The sequence below is a fragment of the Acerihabitans sp. TG2 genome, assembly GCF_035013185.1.
Taxonomy (GTDB): Bacteria; Pseudomonadota; Gammaproteobacteria; order Enterobacterales; family Enterobacteriaceae; genus Acerihabitans.
In genome coordinates, this window is sequence record NZ_JAYGJO010000007.1 from 90,653 (window position 1) to 107,080 (window position 16,428).

At 50.9% G+C, this 16,428-nt stretch carries 17 protein-coding genes and 1 pseudogene; 10 read left to right on the plus strand and 8 right to left on the minus strand.

The annotated features are described in order from the left end of the window. Window positions 1-571: 571 nt before the first annotated feature. The gene (ybjM, locus tag SJI19_RS08635) at window positions 572-940 is read left to right on the plus strand and encodes an inner membrane protein YbjM (RefSeq protein WP_323477848.1); all 369 of its coding nucleotides are present in this window, start codon (window positions 572-574) and stop codon (window positions 938-940) included. An 88-nt stretch (window positions 941-1,028) separates the two neighbouring features. Here the strand turns inward: ybjM and SJI19_RS08640 are convergent, their stop codons facing one another. Then, window positions 1,029-1,295, minus strand: a complete 267-nt coding sequence (locus tag SJI19_RS08640) for a GrxA family glutaredoxin (RefSeq protein WP_323477849.1) — start codon at window positions 1,293-1,295, stop codon at window positions 1,029-1,031. Between the two features lie 254 nt (window positions 1,296-1,549). On the opposite strand from SJI19_RS08640, the gene rimK reads away from it, so the two are divergent. From rimK to rlmC, 8 genes and pseudogenes are all read left to right on the plus strand, one after another. Then, a complete protein-coding gene (gene rimK, locus SJI19_RS08645) occupies window positions 1,550-2,437 on the plus strand; it encodes a 30S ribosomal protein S6--L-glutamate ligase (RefSeq protein ID WP_323477850.1) in 888 nt (295 codons plus the stop codon). 267 nt (window positions 2,438-2,704) lie between these two features. Next, the gene (locus tag SJI19_RS08650; RefSeq protein WP_323477851.1) at window positions 2,705-3,181 is read left to right on the plus strand and encodes a YbjN domain-containing protein; all 477 of its coding nucleotides are present in this window, start codon (window positions 2,705-2,707) and stop codon (window positions 3,179-3,181) included. 302 nt (window positions 3,182-3,483) lie between these two features. Further along, complete coding sequence (potF, locus tag SJI19_RS08655) at window positions 3,484-4,596, plus strand: spermidine/putrescine ABC transporter substrate-binding protein PotF (RefSeq protein WP_323477852.1); 1,113 nt, start codon at window positions 3,484-3,486, stop codon at window positions 4,594-4,596. 123 nt (window positions 4,597-4,719) lie between these two features. Continuing rightward, window positions 4,720-5,853, plus strand: coding sequence for a putrescine ABC transporter ATP-binding subunit PotG (gene potG, locus SJI19_RS08660; protein WP_323477938.1), 1,134 nt, complete (start codon window positions 4,720-4,722; stop codon window positions 5,851-5,853). 14 nt (window positions 5,854-5,867) lie between these two features. After that, window positions 5,868-6,830 carry a putrescine ABC transporter permease PotH gene (potH, locus tag SJI19_RS08665; RefSeq protein WP_323477853.1) on the plus strand — a complete coding sequence of 321 codons (963 nt, stop codon included), beginning with the start codon at window positions 5,868-5,870 and terminating at the stop codon, window positions 6,828-6,830. Further along, complete coding sequence (potI, locus tag SJI19_RS08670; RefSeq protein ID WP_323477854.1) at window positions 6,827-7,672, plus strand: putrescine ABC transporter permease PotI; 846 nt, start codon at window positions 6,827-6,829, stop codon at window positions 7,670-7,672. Before potH ends, potI begins: the two co-directional genes overlap by 4 nt. A gap of 125 nt (window positions 7,673-7,797) precedes the next feature. Further along, window positions 7,798-7,908 (plus strand): annotated as a pseudogene (locus tag SJI19_RS24820) (YbjO family protein); the annotation flags it as partial. Between the two features lie 54 nt (window positions 7,909-7,962). Further along, complete coding sequence (gene rlmC / locus SJI19_RS08675; RefSeq protein WP_323477855.1) at window positions 7,963-9,144, plus strand: 23S rRNA (uracil(747)-C(5))-methyltransferase RlmC; 1,182 nt, start codon at window positions 7,963-7,965, stop codon at window positions 9,142-9,144. Here rlmC and artM read toward each other — a convergent pair. From artM to SJI19_RS08705, 6 genes are all read right to left on the minus strand, one after another. After that, entirely contained in the window at window positions 9,091-9,759 is a 669-nt protein-coding gene (artM, locus tag SJI19_RS08680; protein ID WP_323477856.1) for an arginine ABC transporter permease ArtM, read from the minus strand. The genes rlmC and artM overlap by 54 nt on opposite strands. Next, the gene (gene artQ, locus SJI19_RS08685; RefSeq protein ID WP_323477857.1) at window positions 9,759-10,475 is read right to left on the minus strand and encodes an arginine ABC transporter permease ArtQ; all 717 of its coding nucleotides are present in this window, start codon (window positions 10,473-10,475) and stop codon (window positions 9,759-9,761) included. Before artQ ends, artM begins: the two co-directional genes overlap by 1 nt. Before the next feature lie 9 nt (window positions 10,476-10,484). Beyond that, complete coding sequence (artJ, locus tag SJI19_RS08690; RefSeq protein ID WP_323477858.1) at window positions 10,485-11,216, minus strand: arginine ABC transporter substrate-binding protein; 732 nt, start codon at window positions 11,214-11,216, stop codon at window positions 10,485-10,487. Window positions 11,217-11,231: 15 nt separating this feature from the next. Beyond that, complete coding sequence (gene artP, locus SJI19_RS08695) at window positions 11,232-11,960, minus strand: arginine ABC transporter ATP-binding protein ArtP (RefSeq protein ID WP_323477859.1); 729 nt, start codon at window positions 11,958-11,960, stop codon at window positions 11,232-11,234. 305 nt (window positions 11,961-12,265) lie between these two features. Continuing rightward, on the minus strand, window positions 12,266-12,820 hold the full coding sequence (locus tag SJI19_RS08700) for a lipoprotein (protein WP_323477860.1): 555 nt from the start codon (window positions 12,818-12,820) through the stop codon (window positions 12,266-12,268). A gap of 251 nt (window positions 12,821-13,071) precedes the next feature. Further along, window positions 13,072-14,094, minus strand: a complete 1,023-nt coding sequence (locus tag SJI19_RS08705) for a hypothetical protein (protein ID WP_323477861.1) — start codon at window positions 14,092-14,094, stop codon at window positions 13,072-13,074. A gap of 401 nt (window positions 14,095-14,495) precedes the next feature. Between SJI19_RS08705 and SJI19_RS08710 the strand changes: the two genes are divergently transcribed. Further along, window positions 14,496-15,356, plus strand: coding sequence for an N-acetylmuramoyl-L-alanine amidase (locus SJI19_RS08710; protein ID WP_416347524.1), 861 nt, complete (start codon window positions 14,496-14,498; stop codon window positions 15,354-15,356). Here the strand turns inward: SJI19_RS08710 and ltaE are convergent. Then, window positions 15,318-16,370, minus strand: a complete 1,053-nt coding sequence (gene ltaE, locus SJI19_RS08715; protein ID WP_323477863.1) for a low-specificity L-threonine aldolase — start codon at window positions 16,368-16,370, stop codon at window positions 15,318-15,320. The genes SJI19_RS08710 and ltaE overlap by 39 nt on opposite strands. Between the last annotated feature and the right edge of the window lie 58 nt (window positions 16,371-16,428).

The following is a 16,428-nucleotide window of genomic DNA, read 5'->3' on the forward strand; positions in this document are numbered from 1 at the left end:
CTAAATGCTAATCTTCTGTTTGTTGTAAGGAAAAACTGAAAAATTCTTAGTCTAGCTTGAAGCAATGGGCTATCCACTGCGGGGAACGTGGGCGATACGGTGTTTTCTTCCGTGAGCTAGAAAATGAAACAAACGGGTTAAAACCCTATTTGAATGACCACCTTGAGAATATCTCTGGATATTTTCACCGTGCCGTAATGTGATTGGCCTTGCATAATCAATAACAAAACCGCATTCATGTTTAACAAACTGGCCACCTTAACATTCACTGTTTATAACGTTGTTGTTACCTTCAACTATTTGAAAAATATGAATTTATGTCGTACATTTATTGACGAAAAATAGTAGACTCTTTCACTATGTATTTCGAGTCTTTAGTTGGACGATATTGACTGTTTTGTATTGGCTGTTATTTTCCGGAAAAAAGAAGGACAGCGAAAAATGGCGTTTCCGTCCTGCTGATTGCCGGTAATGCCGACGGGATGGGATTATCCCTTTGCCGCAACATTAGGGGATAAGGTGAATTTTTGTCACAAAGGTTTGAACACTTTGGTCATTATGGGAGGGGAGTATGGCGGTTTACCTACGCAGAGTGGGAAGCATAAGTAGCGCTATACTGTTTACCGTCGTTTTTGCCAGCCAGGAGAGCGGTTTGGTGCTGACGGATGAGCCCAGTCATGGCGCTTCGCTGGGATTGCTGTTATTTCTATTGCCCGGCATGGTGGGTAGTCTATTGTCCCACACTCATAAAATCGCCATGCCACTGTTAGGTGCACTGCTGGTAACACCTCTTTGCCTGGCATTGTTTTACCTTGGACGCTGTCCGCCCATCACTTTATGGTTTCAGGTAACCTATCTGCTAAGTGCGCTTTTCTGGTGTGCCTGCGGTGCGCTGGCGGGGTATTTTTTCTGTGCTGTGGCCAAACCGTCGCTGCGCTAGACCACTGTCTTGGTGTTACGTTGAGTCGCCGGGTGACATCACTAAAATAGCAAGGCCACCAGACGTATGCGATCACACCGTTGCGGTTTTAGTGCTGGTACAGGCTGAGGTTTTTCTTGGCATAGGCTTCAAATTCTGTACACCCACCAATATGCAGTTTATCGATAAAAATTTGCGGCACAGTTTCCACGGGTTTACCCACGGTTTTTGACAAATCCGCTTTTGAGATACCTTCCGCATGGATGTCAATATACCGGAATGAGAAGTCATCTCGCTCTTGAGACAATTTTTCCGCTAATTCTTTGGCACGTACACAATAAGGACAACCAGGACGTCCGAAAATCACGGCTAACATATCTACTCCTCTAACTCGATGAAATGACGATGTAAAAAATATTACACGTAGTATAGCATTTGTCTGATGTTTACTATGCCTGTGAGCTGCGTCAAAAAAAAGCAGAAATTACCTTTCAGTCCGATGCCCAAGACCTATCTCGCAGCAAAGGGGGGGTAAACGATGACCGACGCATGGGTGATAAACTTTGCTCGACCGCTGATGAGCGGACGGATTATTATGTCTATGCTTTCTATCACCAATCAGGGTAAGGCGTGAAAATAGCTATTTTATCGCGAGACGGCTCGTTGTTCTCATGCAGGCGATTACGGGAAGCTGCTTTAGCCCGGCATCATAGCGTGGATATCATCGATCCGCTTTCCTGCTATATGAACATTAATTGTGATTCGCCCTCTATTCATTATCGGGGCAAGCGGCTTTGCGCGTATGACGCGGTTATCCCGCGCATTGGCACTGCAATAACGTTTTACGGTACGGCGGTATTGCGGCAGTTTGAAATGTTGGGTAGTTTTGTCCTTAACGATGCTACCGCTATTGCCCGCGCTCGCGACAAGCTGCATTCGCTTCAGCTATTGGCCAAAGCCGGCATAGATCTGCCGGTGACCGGTTTTGCCGATTCTCCCGACGAAACCGGTGACCTTATTGCCATGGTGGGTGGGGCGCCGCTGGTGGTGAAACTGGTGGAGGGCACCCAGGGTATTGGTGTGGTGCTGGCTGAAACAACTCAGGCGGCGAACAGTGTCATTGATGCCTTTCGTGGATTAAAGGCCCAATTTTTGGTGCAGGAATATATCCAGGAGGCTAAAGGCTGTGATATTCGATGCATGGTGGTCGGTGACCGGGTGGTGGCGGCGATCGAACGCCAGGCTCAACCGGGCGATTTTCGTTCTAATTTGCATCGGGGTGGTTCCGCGCACAATATCACCATTACTCCCCAGGAGCGGGAAGTGGCGATAAAAGCTGCCGCCACGCTAGGGCTGCATATCGCCGGCGTAGATATCCTGCGTGCACGGCGCGGTCCTTTGGTTATGGAGGTTAACGCTTCACCGGGATTTGAGGGAGTTGAAACCGCCACCGGCATCGATATTGCCGGTTTGATGATAAGGTATATCGAGCAATATACCCCCGGTAACAGCCAATAGGTCTGTCTCGGCTCAGCGGAGGACATTTTCAGACTTTGCCCTGATGGGGGCCAGTGAATAAGGTTATTTCGATCTTGGTCGTTGGCTAATCATTACAAATCAACACGATGATAAAGATACCCGGGCTACTGACGGTGGGCGCAATGGTGCCATTGTCCGTCTGGCCCGGGTTGGCGAAATAATTTCCTGCGTTTGTCCATGGCGTCGCAGAGTATTATTCCGTAAGCTATGCCCCCGTTTCGCAGTTCATATTGACGAGGTTGGCTAATGGATTCACTTGTTGTCCCGGATCTGGACATCCTTAGACGCTGGTTGGAAAAACTGAGTCTCTCTTTTTTTGAGTGTGACTCCTGCCAGGCGCTGCATCTGCCGCATATGCAAAATTTTGACGGTATCTTTGATGCGAAAATCGATCTGGTTGACAATGTCGTCCTGTTTTCCGCGTTGGCGGAGGTTCGTCCCACTGCGCTTATCGCGTTGGTGGGTGATTTAAGTCAGATTAACGCCAGTTCATTGACCGTAAAGGCGTTTATCGACATACAAGATGATAACCTACCCAAACTGGTTGCCTGCCAGGCGATCAGTGTGGAAGTCGGGATCACATTCGGCCAGTTCAGACATTTCATGCAACAGGCGGAAGAGCAACTGTCCATGTTAATACTTGAGGCACGCGCCAATGATTTGTTATTCATTGACGAAGAGCCGCACGACGAACTAAAAAGTCCCCAGCCGGTTATTCACTAACGCTGCACTCACCCGGTGATAGCATCCACCGGCGGCCAGCCGTTTTATGCTAATGTTTTGCATGTCCCAGCAACTCTTCAGGTGTATGGCCAGCCGACCCTCACTTTTTTTCGATTATAATGAATAAAAAATCGATTTAAGCTGTATTTTTTTTTCGATCACTGGCGTCACACTTCCGCTGCGGTTATGCTTGCCAAGCTGCGCTTTATTCATGCTTTGCATATTGATAATGATATGCATAACTATACCCCATCAATGGTGGGGTATAACGTCAATTGTCTGTGATTTGGAGGAAGCTACGGATGTTCAACCAACGTAAAAAATGGTTGCCGGGTGTGGTTGCTGGTCTGCTAATGGCCGCGTCCGTCTACGCTACCGGCGCGGAACAAAAAACACTGCATGTGTACAACTGGTCGGATTATATCGCGCCGAATACGGTGTCGGATTTTGAAAAACTGACCGGCATAAAAGTTGTTTACGATGTGTTTGACTCCAACGAAGTGCTGGAGGGCAAGTTAATGGCGGGCAGTACCGGCTTTGACGTGGTAGTTCCCTCCGCCAGCTTTCTTGAGCGTCAGCTATCCGCCGGGGTATTTCAGCCGTTGGATAAAAGTAAGTTGCCCAACTATAAAAATTTGGATCCTGAATTGCTGAAACTTATCAGCCAGCATGATCCTGATAATAAATATGCCATCCCTTATATGTGGGCCACGACCGGCATTGCCTATAACGTCGATAAAGTGAAGGCCATCTTGGGTAAGGACGCGCCGGTTAATAGTTGGGACCTGGTGTTGAAACCGGAGAATCTGGCGAAACTTAAAAGTTGCGGTGTTGCCTTCCTGGACGCGCCAGCGGAAATCTTCGCCACTGTGCTCAACTATCAGGGCAAAGACCCCAATAGCACCCATGCTGATGACTATACCGGCGCTGCCACTGACTTATTGTTAAAACTGCGCCCCAGTATTCGTTATTTTCATTCGTCTCAATATATTAATGACTTGGCGAATGGTGATATTTGTGTGGCCATAGGCTGGGCGGGGGATGTGATGCAGGCGGCAAATCGTGCCAAGGAAGCCAAAAATGGTGTGAATATCGCCTACAGTATTCCAAAGGAAGGTGCTTTGGCGTTTTTTGATGTACTGGCCATCCCCGCCGATGCTAAAAACACCGATGAGGCCTATCAGTTCATTAACTATTTACTCGATCCGAAGGTTATTGCTCAGATCAGTAATCACATCTTCTATGCCAATGGTAATAAAACCTCGACGCCGCTGGTCAACGAGGTGGTACGTAATAACCCGGGAATTTATCCCCCGGCTGAGGTACGCGCTAAACTGTTCACCCTAAAGGTTCAGTCGCCTAAAATAGACCGTGTGATCACACGAGCCTGGACCAAAGTGAAAACCGGCAAATAATCACCTGTCCTAGGCTGAATGTTATCCTGACCAACAGGCGGCTGTGTGCTGCCTGTTATGCCATTTTGGCGGCGACAACCGTATGCGGGAGCGTCGTCGCCTATGTTTCGGAGAGTGATGTCAGTGAACGAAGCTATACCCCGTCCTCAGCCCAAAACCCAGAAAATGGTAACGCCATTGCTGGAAATCCGCAATTTGACCAAAACCTTTGACGGTCAATCGGCGGTGGATGATGTCAGCCTAACGATTTATAAAGGGGAAATGTTTGCGTTATTAGGCGCGTCCGGCTGCGGTAAATCCACGTTATTACGGATGTTGGCTGGATTTGAACAACCCACCCACGGGCAGATTGTACTTGATGGGCAGGATTTATCGCATATGCCGCCGTATCAACGGCCGATAAACATGATGTTTCAGTCCTATGCGCTGTTCCCCCATATGACGGTGGAGCAGAATATTGCTTTCGGCCTCAAGCAGGATAAATTGCCACGTGCCGAAATCAAGCAGCGGGTGGAAGAGATGCTGGCGATGGTCCATATGCAGGAGTTTGCCGCGCGCAAGCCCCATCAACTCTCCGGTGGTCAACGGCAGCGGGTGGCATTGGCGCGCAGTTTGGCTAAACGGCCCAAACTATTGCTGCTGGACGAGCCGATGGGGGCACTGGATAAAAAGCTGCGCGATCGTATGCAGCTTGAAGTGGTGGATATTCTGGAACGGGTTGGCGTGACCTGTGTCATGGTTACTCATGATCAGGAAGAGGCCATGACCATGGCCGGACGCATTGCCATCATGAATCGTGGTAAATTTGTGCAGATCGGTGAACCTGAAGATATTTATGAGCACCCTAATAGCTGTTTCAGCGCCGAGTTTATCGGTTCGGTAAATATGTTTGAAGGCGTGTTGAAAGAACGGCAGGATGAGGCACTCATCATCCAAAGCCCGGCGCTGGTTCATCCGCTGCAGGTGAGTACTGACGTGTCGGTAGTGGATGGCGTGCCGGTGCATATCGCGCTACGGCCGGAAAAAATTATGCTGTGCGATGAAGTGCCCGCCAATGGGTGCAATTTTGCCATTGGTGAAGTGGTGAATATTGCCTATTTAGGCGATTTGTCGATTTACCACGTCCTATTAAGCAGCGGCCAGACCATCAGCGCCCAGTTACAAAATGCTCACCGGTATCGTAAAGGCTCGCCGACCTGGGGGGACGAAGTCCGTCTGTGCTGGGATGCGGATAGTTGCATTGTTTTGACGGTATAAGGTGGAGAAGCATTATGTCTGAGGTGGATCAAAAGGTTCCATCCTTGCCGGCAACCGGGTCAGTGGTGTCCCCGAGCTGGTTAACCCGGCTGCAAATGCGCCACGGGCGCAAAGCGGTAATTTTTATGCCGTACCTGTGGCTGCTTTTGCTGTTTATGCTGCCGTTCCTGATTGTGTTTAAAATCAGCCTAGCGGAGATGGCCAGGGCGATCCCGCCGTACACCGATCTGGTCAGCTGGATGGATGGTAAGCTGGAAATTTCCCTGAATTTGGCCAATTTTTCCCAGTTACTGGATGATCCGCTGTATATCGAGGCTTTTTTCCAGTCATTGCAGGTGGCGGCGGTATCGACGTTTTGTTGTCTGCTGATCGGTTATCCCATGGCCTGGGCGGTGGCGCACAGTAAAACCTCTACCCGTAATATTCTGTTGTTGCTGGTTATTCTGCCTTCCTGGACCTCATTTCTCATTCGAGTTTATGCCTGGATGGGTATTCTGAAAAATAATGGGGTATTAAATAACTTTTTGCTATGGCTTGGCGTGATTGACCATCCCCTGGTGATATTGCATACCAATTTGGCGGTCTATATTGGCGTGGTTTATGCGTATTTACCGTTTATGATTTTGCCCATTTATACCGCATTAACCCGTTTGGATTATTCTCTGGTGGAAGCCTCACTGGATTTAGGTGCCCCACCATTAAAAACCTTTTTTAAGGTTATTATGCCGTTGACCAAAGGCGGCATTATCGCCGGCTCGATGCTGGTGTTTATTCCGGCGGTAGGGGAGTACGTCATACCCGAACTGCTGGGTGGGCCGGATAGTATTATGATTGGCCGAATTTTATGGCAGGAATTTTTTAACAATCGGGATTGGCCGGTGGCGTCTGCAGTGGCGGTAGTGATGCTATTGTTGCTGATAGCACCGATCATGTGGTTCCACAAACATCAAAACAGGACGATGGGAGATCATGCATGAACACCTTACCTGTGGTCCGATCTCCCTGGCGTATTGTTATTTTGATCGTGGGGTTTACATTTTTGTATGCCCCGATGCTGATGTTGGTGATCTATTCATTTAACAGCTCCAAATTGGTCACGGTATGGGCCGGCTGGTCTACCCGTTGGTATGGGGTACTGTTAAACGATGACGCGATGCTGAGCGCGGTTTCCCTGAGCCTAACCCTGGCGGCCGCCACCGCCACCATGGCGGCGATTCTCGGTACCCTGGCAGCGGTGGTGATCGTGCGTTTTGGCCGTTTTCGCGGTGCCAATGGCTTTGCTTTTATGCTCACTGCGCCCCTGGTGATGCCGGATGTGATAACTGGCCTGTCGTTGTTGCTGTTGTTTGTGGCGTTAGGCCATGCCATTGGCTGGCCGGCAGAGCGGGGAATGTTTACCATTTGGCTGGCGCACGTGACCTTTTGCATGGCCTATGTGGCCGTGGTGGTGAATTCTCGGCTGCGCGAACTTGATGAGTCGATTGAGGAGGCCGCGCTGGATCTCGGCGCCACGCCAATTAAAGTCTTTTTTATTATCACGTTGCCGATGATTGCGCCAGCGATTGTGTCGGGTTGGCTGCTGGCGTTTACCCTGTCCCTGGATGATTTGGTGATAGCCAGTTTTGTTGCCGGCCCCGGGGCTACCACACTACCGATGCTGGTATTCTCGAGCGTCAGGATGGGTGTTAATCCGGAAATCAACGCCTTGGCGACCATTATTCTTGGGGTGGTTGGCCTGATTGGTCTGATCGCCTGGTGGCTGATGTCCAGGGCGGAAAAACAACGCCTGCGGGATCGCCAGCGGGCAGCACGTGGCTGAATTTCCCTGCATCTGCTAGCCTTTGATGTCGAGCATAATTGCGGGAAGCAATACCACATGTTGGGGATTATCAGAAGCGCGAGCGCAGTTCGGGTACGTATGCCGGTTAACGCCCCGGTGACAATGTTGCTGAGATTATGGGGCAATTGTTGTTGCACAAATCCCCCGATGTTGTGGTGATGTTTCTGTTATTCCTTTCCCCCCGCAGCCGACGGTTTTTTAAACGTGGCCGGTGATTCCTCCGGCCGTCAATGGTACAATGCGCGCCCGTTCTGCTGGCACTGGTCTTTATGCATTGCGAATTATTTAGCACTGGCCGTTGTCGGTCGTGCCAATGGCTTGATCGTCCTTACCCCCAACAATTAGCGGACAAGCAGGCTGCCATCACGCAGTTGCTGTCTTTCCAGCCGGTTGGTGAGTGGCTAGCGCCGGTAGGTTGTGTCACGCAAGCGTTTCGCAATAAAGCCAAAATGGTGGTCGGAGGCAGCGTCGAGCGCCCAATCCTCGGTATTACGTCTGCGGCAGGGCAGCCGCTGGATCTGTGTCGCTGTCCACTTTATCCCAGCAGCTTTGTGCCGGTCTTTCACCTGTTGAAGTCGTTTATCGGTCGCGCTGGGTTAACCCCCTACGATGTGGCTCGTCGGCGCGGTGAATTAAAGTTCCTGTTATTGACCGCCAGTGATTTTGACGGCGGCATGATGCTGCGTTTCGTGCTGCGCTCCTCAACCAAGCTGGCGCAACTGCGCGCCGCGTTGCCTTGGTTGCAGTCACAATTGCCATTGCTGAAAGTGATATCGGCAAATATTCAACCGGTACACATGGCCATTCTGGAAGGCGAAACTGAGATTATCCTGACTGAGCAAACGGCGTTGGAAGAGCGCTTGAATGATGTGCCGTTATTTATTCGTCCGCGCGGTTTTTTTCAAACCAATCCCGCCATCGCTGCCCGGTTATACGCCGCCGCGCGCCAATGGGTCGGTATGCTTCACATTGACAGCCTATGGGATCTGTTCTGTGGGGTCGGTGGCTTTGGTTTGCATTGCGCCTCCGCCGACACCCGGCTGACCGGCATTGAAATCAGCCCTGAAGCGATTGCCAGCGCGCGGCAGTCGGCGCAGCAGCTTGGTTTGCGCCACGTGACATTTGCCGCGCTGGATTCAACCCAGTTTGCCCGGCAGGGTGCGGATTTGCCCGATTTGGTGTTGGTCAATCCGCCGCGGCGCGGTATTGGTCAGGAATTATGCAATTACCTTAATCAGATGGCACCGCCGTATATCCTGTACTCCAGTTGCCAAGGGGAAAGCCTGGCCAAAGATCTACAGGCGTTGTCCGGTTATGACATCCTCAAGGCTCAGCTGTTTGATATGTTTCCCCACACGGCCCATTACGAGACGCTGGTGTTGCTTAAACGCGCCGCGTCAGTTGCGCCGTTCGAAACGCAATGCACGGTACTCCACCAGCCGCATCAGTAGGGTTAACGCGCCATTGACGCAGAGATAAATCACACCAGCGGCACCGAACACCATCACATCATAAGTGCGCCCGTAAATCAGCTGGCCATGACCCATAATATCCATCAGGGTGATGGTATAAGCCAGTGAGGTGCTTTTAAACACCAATACAACCTCGTTGGAATAGGACGACAAGGCCCGTTTAATGGCAAACGGCATCAATATGCGCAACGATTGCATCCGCGACATTCCCAGGGCGGAACAGGCTTGCCATTGGCCGGTGGGAATGGCTCGCATAGCCCCGGTGAACAGTTGGGTCGTATACGCGGCGCTGTTTAGTGCCAGCGCCACCATGGCACACAGCCAAGGCTGGGAGACCAGTTGCCACAGCCAGGGAATGGCGCGCAGCGAGGCAAATTGTCCCGGCCCGTAGTAAATCAAAAAAATCTGTACCAGCAGCGGCGTACCGGTGAATATCGTGATATAGATTTTAATGAGTGGTGTCAGAACGGGGGTTTTCAGGCTGATAACCAGCGTAAACAACAGCGCCAGCAGCAATGCGATAATAATAGCGCATAGTGTCAGCGTCAGGCTGGTCGGCAAGCCTTTGATTAATTCGGGCAGGTAAGCCAGCATCAGGAGGCCCTTGTTTCAAAACGGGTCGATCGGCGTTCGAACGCGCGCAGCACGATTTGGCTCAACAGCGTGATCACCAGATAGACGGCTGCCGCGATTAAATACCAGGTAAAGGGTTGCTGGGTAAAACTGACGATGCTTTTGGTTTGCAACATCAAATCGTTTACGCTAATTAAAGAAACCAACGCGGTGTCTTTTAACAGCACCAGCCATTGGTTACCTAATCCGGGTAAGGCATGGCGCCACATTTGCGGCATGACCAGGCGAAAGAAAATCACGCTTTTTTTCATGCCCAACGCCTGGCCTGATTCCCATTGTCCCTGAGAAATAGCCTTTAGCGCGCCGCGCAACGTCTGTGAAGCATAGGCGGCGTAAAGCAGCGCCAGCGCGATAACCCCACAGAAAAATGGGCTGAAGTTGATATTATCTGCTGGCAAGCGCACCGGAATCTGCAGCACAAAGAGATTGAGCGTGAAACCATCTGCAAGCGAAACGAGCAATTGCGAGGCGCCGAAGTAGATCAACAACACCACCAGGATCTCCGGCAGGCCACGCAGCAGCGTGACCATGCAGGTCCCCAATAGCCCAAACCAACGCCAGCGGGCGGATTCCCACGCAGCAAAACACATCGCCAGCAGCAGGCCGACGACCAGAGAACATAATGCCAGCGCGAGGGTGGTGCCGGCGGCGCTGGCTATGGGTTGAAATTCATTCATGTAAGGTGATTACTGCTTGAACCATTTTTGATAAATCGCCTGGTAGGTGCCATCTTTGCGCACGCTATCGAGCGCGGTATTAAATTTTTCCGCCAGTGCGGTATTGTCAAGACGCATGGCAATACCCAACCCCGTACCAAAATAAGCCTTGTCGGTAATTTTGGTGCCCACGGTGGCCAGATCGGCATCTTTCTTGAGCCATTCATTTACCACTGCAGTATCGCCAAAGACGGCGTCCAATCGGCCGTTTTTCAAATCCAGAATAGCATTCTGATAACTGTCATAGGGCACCGCGGTAATTTCTGGATGTTTGTCCATCAGAAATTTTTGATGGGTTGAACCGTTTTGCATGCCGACGCGTTTGTTTTTTAACGAAGCAATATCGGTAAACTGACCTTTTTGCGCGACAAATATTGCTGAGTTTTCGTAATACGGCTGGCTAAAAGACACCTGCTTTAACCGTTCGGGGGTGATATCCATACCGGAAATTACCGCATCGAAACGACGGAACTTCAGGCTGGGGATCAGACTATCAAAGGCCTGGTTGGTAAAGGTACACTGCGCCTGCATCTGTTTACACAGAGCGTTGGCCAAATCGATATCAAATCCTTGGATTTTATTATTGGCATCGACGAATTCAAAGGGGGCGTAGGATGCTTCCGTGGCGAAACGAATCGTCTCAGCCGCCCCGGCCGACGCCGTAACACCCGCCAGAATGGCGGCAATAATCATTTTTTTCATTATTTTTTCCAAATATTAATGCGACAAGTAGTGAGCAAAGGCCTCAGTGCGAGGCTGGGCGAAATGCGAAGCATCGCCCTGTTCGACAATGTGGCCGTTTTCCATATAGACAATGTGACTGGCAGTCTTTCGCGCTACCTCAACCTCATGTGTCACGATCACTTGTGTGATGCCAGTTTGCGCCAGTTCGTGAATGATGCTGACGATTTGCGCAGTAATTTCCGGATCCAGCGCCGCAGTAGGTTCATCGAACAGCAATACTTGGGGTTCCATCATCAGTGCTCTGGCGATGGCCACGCGTTGCTGCTGTCCACCGGACAAATGCAGTGGAAAACGATCGGCAAAATCGGTCAAACGAAGACGCTCCAATAATTTATCCGCACGGGCATTAGCCACCTGACGCGACAGGGAGAGTACCTTGCACGGCGCCTCGATGAGATTTTGTCGTACGGTTAAATGGGGCCACAGATTATATTGTTGGAATACCATGCCGACGTTTTGCCGCAGCTCGCGGATCGCTTTCTCTCCTGGGGTCTGCTTGAAATCATAGTGATTGCCCGCAATCGTCAATTGACCGGCGCGGGGCATCTCCAACAGATTCAGCACCCGCAGTAGAGAACTTTTGCCCGCGCCGCTGGGGCCAAGCAGCACCAACGTTTCTCCCGCTGGGCAGTTAAGGGTGATATCAAATAGCGCTTGATAAGCACCATAAAAACAGTCGATGTGATCTAGTTGAATACTCATGCGAAGAAACTGAATAACCATTGAGGCGGCAGATGTTAACGTCGAGAGCCGATCGATGCAATCTGTCGTGATTAAAAATTACATTTAGGGGCGTAACTCTACCATGAACAGCACAAAAAGTCATTAATCGGACCTTCATCGGCTATCCGTGCTCCGTAGTGTATTAAACACGCTATACCGGCCCGTGAGTCTACGGGTTACGCACGCTACTGCGGTCGGGGCGCAGTAGCATGGCCGGTATGGTAATGATTAAGTAAACCGCAGGTTGGGTCAGCGCCGATCGGGCTGGTGATCTGTAGCGTAGCCTACCGGGGTTCCAGCGCTTGGCTAAGGGTGCCGGTCGGTGCCGTGGGTGGGTTACCAAGATAACGCACGTCGTCCAATACCCAACAGCGTCCCTCACGGATCATTAATACCTCATCCTGCCATTGCATGGACTGGCCGCCCTTGCCCTGGTCGCGAGTAAGGTCAACACGCAACGGTATGTTTCTCGCATCGGTGTTTAAGATGCGTGAAGCACTATGTACCCGGGCATCGGTTGGCGCGGTTGCTTGACCGCTGAAAATATCCCAGTTTGGCAGTTTGGCCAGTTTATTGCGTGCGGCTCGATCGTTAGCCAGGTCATTGAACAACCTTGCGCTCAGATACGGCCGATATTGCTCCAACTGCGCGGTGTCTGGTTTACCTTGGGCATGCTGATCGATACGCAGGTCATAAAAGCGCTGTGCCACCGTATCCGGGCCGCCCTCAACACAAGGCCCATTACGGGTGCCAATATCCTTTAACGCCGGTTCAACCGGGGTAGTACAGGCCGATAGCAACAGCGCCAGCGGCAATAGGGTATAGAGCGTTGTTTTCATTATTAACCTTTCTGGTTTGAGTTAAGCGGGGGGCACTGATGCGCCAGTGGTGATTATCATTGAAGTATAGTTGGATATCAGCGAGTTGTGTGCCGGTGATACGTTTGGCTAGGTTGCGTGGCGATGGCGATGGCGATGGCGATGGCGATGGTGATGGCGATGGTGGGATAAGTCTAACCGGCGCAGAAGTCACGCTGCGCCGTGTGGGGTAGTCAACGCGAGTCCGCGCTTTCAATTAAGTCGCCGACCGCCTAATGACGTGCCGGTTCTTCGCTCGTGGGTTCATGGTGCTTTCCCTGCTCATCGTTTAACCGTGTAATGGCATGATTAATCTGTTCTGGCGTGAGTCGCTCAAGATACTGATGAGTGGCATTACGGATACTGTCCAACGGGGGTTTATTAGGGAAAAGCCGGCTATATACAGTGATGATAGCCTGCCAATTGACGGCTTTTTCTGCAACGGTTTTGTTTTTATTGCCATGCGTCTGGAGTAAATGGCTGAAAGCTAATTGAGAAATATTCGAATTGGCTAACACGCTAAACCCATTTTTAGGTTTAGGTTGATCCTTGAGAATAGATGCGTTTTTTGCAAAATCGTTTACCAATGCGTCTTTTAGAAAACTATCGTTTATTCTCTGGGGGGGTGTGTTGGTTAATGATAATAGGTTTTTGATGTTTGGAAACAGTGCATCAAATTCCATATTTATCGCGCGGCCTATATTGGTTTCAACCTCTTCTGCTGCCCACGCAGCAAAATCTGATGGAGTAGAAAATGATGAATTAATTGTATCACAAATTTCATTAATATCATTAGGCGTAACCGCTTTAACCTCTTCAGTATTATTGGTTTTGCCATGCTGATTTTGATTTTTTTGTTTTACATTACTATTGAAACTAAGAGCATTGTATAGGTTTGTAGCATATGCTGGTGCTTTAGAAAGAAAATCTACCCCCGTATTCAACACCCGCTTACATTGTGCAACCAGACGGGACAGCGTATTTTTAACGACAGGTTTCGCTTTTACATTATAAAATGTTGCGATGTCATCAAACCGGTTCATCTTTGTGCAAGTATCTTTAACCGTGGTCACGGTATCACCGATGATATTAGGGATATCATTTGCAACGTGGTTTCTGATCTGCAAGGTGACATTATTTACCGCACTTAACATCTGCTCGTTGAGACAAAAGGTTGTTTCACGTTGAGTGATTAATGAATGTTGCGGATTAGATATAATTAAGTGGTGCAAGTAGTCCATTCCAAAACCTGGCATTATTAACTCTTTGTTAAATTAAAAAATATATTATCTTACAGTGTAACTAAGCGAAACCTAAACAAAAAACCGTTATACCCGCCAGACTGCACATTGCATCCGCATTGGCCATACTCGTCCTTGCCTTGGACCTCACCCCAATGTGGCTGCACAGCTCGTGTTCACCGCTGTTTCAGACAGATTTATCGCGGTATTGCTGGCTTATTGCAACACGAATTATTTTTGGCATACCCTATTCATCGATTGATTTTTGTGCAAAAGCGCGGGTGGTGGTTAAAGATCGTCATGGCGTGGGGATGTTGTTTGTCACGCTTGTTAAAGGCACAATGCTTAACTCTTTAAAAGCAGGTTGGCGAAAAGTGACAATGGACAGGATCATGGATGGCTTTACACCCGCTACCATGGGCAGACGAGGGGCGATAGCAACGATCAATTGTCTGTTATGCCTACTGTTGTTAGCCATGACGGGTTGCCAACGGGTGAATGCGCCACCATCGCCATTGGCCTTGCGTATCGACAGTTCGCACCGGGCTATTGGTGCCGATGAACGGATCCAGGTTTTGGTAATCCACTATACCGCAGAAGATTTTGTCTCCTCATTGAATACGCTCACTGCCGAACAGGTTAGCGCCCACTATCTGATCCCACTGGCGGCGGATCGCCACGGCGTTCCTACCGTGCTGCGCCTGGTGGACGAGTCGCGGCGGGCCTGGCATGCAGGGGAGAGTCATTGGCGCGGCAGGGACCATATTAACGATACATCGATTGGGATTGAAATTGAAAACGCCGGTTATCGGCGCCGCTTAACGGGGTTTCACGCCGCGCCTTATCCACCGGCGCAAATTTCCCTGTTAATCGCCTTGTCTAAGGATATTATCGCCCGCCACCACATTACTCCGGGCAATGTGGTCGGGCACAGTGACATCGCCTGGCGTCGTAAACAGGATCCTGGCCCGTTATTTCCCTGGCAACGGTTGGCTGAGGCCGGGGTTGGGGTGTGGCCGGATAAGCAGCGGGTGGCGTATTATCTTGGGGTTAGGCAATGCGGGCAGTGGGTGCCGATGGATGGGATTCTCAAGCGCATGGCGCGCTATGGTTATGATACCTCGGGACCGCTATCTGAAGCGTTGCAACACCAAGCGGTGGCGGCGTTCCAAATGCATTTTCGCCCCAGGGATTTCCGCGGCCTGCCGGACGCGGAAACCGAAGCGATTCTTGATGCGTTACTGGAAATAGACGCTGGTAAGGGGCGCGGCGACTAGCTGTGCATGATGTTGCAAAAACTCGCGCCAGCACGTCACGACCTTTTCCAAATCGGCGCGGCTGACGTTGAGATGGGTCGCCAGGCGGGTTACGGTGCCAGATGAAATGACAATATCATGCTGACGCATCCAGGGGCCCAGTTTGGCGGCCAACTCCACTGGCTGGCGGATAAACAGCATATTGGTTTGTGCTCCCGGCGCCATGATCTCGACGCCCAGTGTTACCAACTGCTGTTCCAGCCAGGCCGCATTGTCATGATCCTCACGTAGCCGCTGCACGTTATGTTCCAACGCATAGCGCCCTGCCGCCGCCAGGATACCGGATTGACGCATACCGCCACCCACCATCTTGCGCCAACGCTTGGCCTGGTGTAGATAGGCGGCGTCGCCACACAGCAGTGATCCTACCGGCGCCCCCAGACCTTTGGACAAACAAATGGTCAACGTATCGCAGTACTGGCTAATTTCGCTCAGTGGCACGTTCAGCGCCACCGCCGCGTTAAACACCCGCGCACCGTCGATATGCAGAGCCAGACCGCGTTCGCGGGTAAATTGAAACGCCTGGCGCAGATAATCTAACGGCAATACTTTGCCATTATGCGTATTTTCCAGGCATAGCAGGCGAGTGCGGGCAAAATGGAAATCGTCTGGTTTTATCGCCGCGGCCACTTTATCCAGCGACAGGGTGCCATCTTCATCTGCTTCCAACGGCTGCGGCTGTATGCTGCCCAGTACCGCCGCACCGCCTGCCTCAAAGCGGTAGTTATGTGCCTGCTGGCCAACGATGTACTCTTCGCCACGCTGGCAGTGGGTTAACAAGGCCACCAGGTTAGCCTGGGTGCCGCTGGGAAAAAATAACGCCCCCTGTTTGGCGCTCAGCCGCGCGCCGTCGGCCTCCAATGCTGCCACGGTGGGATCGTCGCCATATACGTCGTCGCCAACCTCGGCTTGCGCCATCAAGCGGCGCATGTCGTCGCTTGGCAGGGTGACGGTATCACTGCGTAAATCTATCATGACTACTCCATAACAGTATTTGTCCGGCAAGGTAGCCGAGGTATTATTCCACCCGAAA

Coding starts and splice junctions, on each gene's coding strand:
- ybjM (WP_323477848.1), top strand. CDS start 572: ATGGCGGTTTACCTACGCAGAGTGGGAAGCATAAGTAGCGCTATACTG.
- SJI19_RS08640 (WP_323477849.1), bottom strand. CDS start 1,295: ATGTTAGCCGTGATTTTCGGACGTCCTGGTTGTCCTTATTGTGTACGT.
- SJI19_RS08650 (WP_323477851.1), top strand. CDS start 2,705: ATGGATTCACTTGTTGTCCCGGATCTGGACATCCTTAGACGCTGGTTG.
- potF (WP_323477852.1), top strand. CDS start 3,484: ATGTTCAACCAACGTAAAAAATGGTTGCCGGGTGTGGTTGCTGGTCTG.
- potH (WP_323477853.1), top strand. CDS start 5,868: ATGTCTGAGGTGGATCAAAAGGTTCCATCCTTGCCGGCAACCGGGTCA.
- potI (WP_323477854.1), top strand. CDS start 6,827: ATGAACACCTTACCTGTGGTCCGATCTCCCTGGCGTATTGTTATTTTG.
- rlmC (WP_323477855.1), top strand. CDS start 7,963: ATGCATTGCGAATTATTTAGCACTGGCCGTTGTCGGTCGTGCCAATGG.
- artM (WP_323477856.1), bottom strand. CDS start 9,759: ATGCTGGCTTACCTGCCCGAATTAATCAAAGGCTTGCCGACCAGCCTG.
- artQ (WP_323477857.1), bottom strand. CDS start 10,475: ATGAATGAATTTCAACCCATAGCCAGCGCCGCCGGCACCACCCTCGCG.
- artJ (WP_323477858.1), bottom strand. CDS start 11,216: ATGAAAAAAATGATTATTGCCGCCATTCTGGCGGGTGTTACGGCGTCG.
- artP (WP_323477859.1), bottom strand. CDS start 11,960: ATGAGTATTCAACTAGATCACATCGACTGTTTTTATGGTGCTTATCAA.
- SJI19_RS08700 (WP_323477860.1), bottom strand. CDS start 12,820: ATGAAAACAACGCTCTATACCCTATTGCCGCTGGCGCTGTTGCTATCG.
- SJI19_RS08705 (WP_323477861.1), bottom strand. CDS start 14,094: ATGCCAGGTTTTGGAATGGACTACTTGCACCACTTAATTATATCTAAT.
- SJI19_RS08710 (WP_416347524.1), top strand. CDS start 14,496: ATGGGCAGACGAGGGGCGATAGCAACGATCAATTGTCTGTTATGCCTA.
- ltaE (WP_323477863.1), bottom strand. CDS start 16,370: ATGATAGATTTACGCAGTGATACCGTCACCCTGCCAAGCGACGACATG.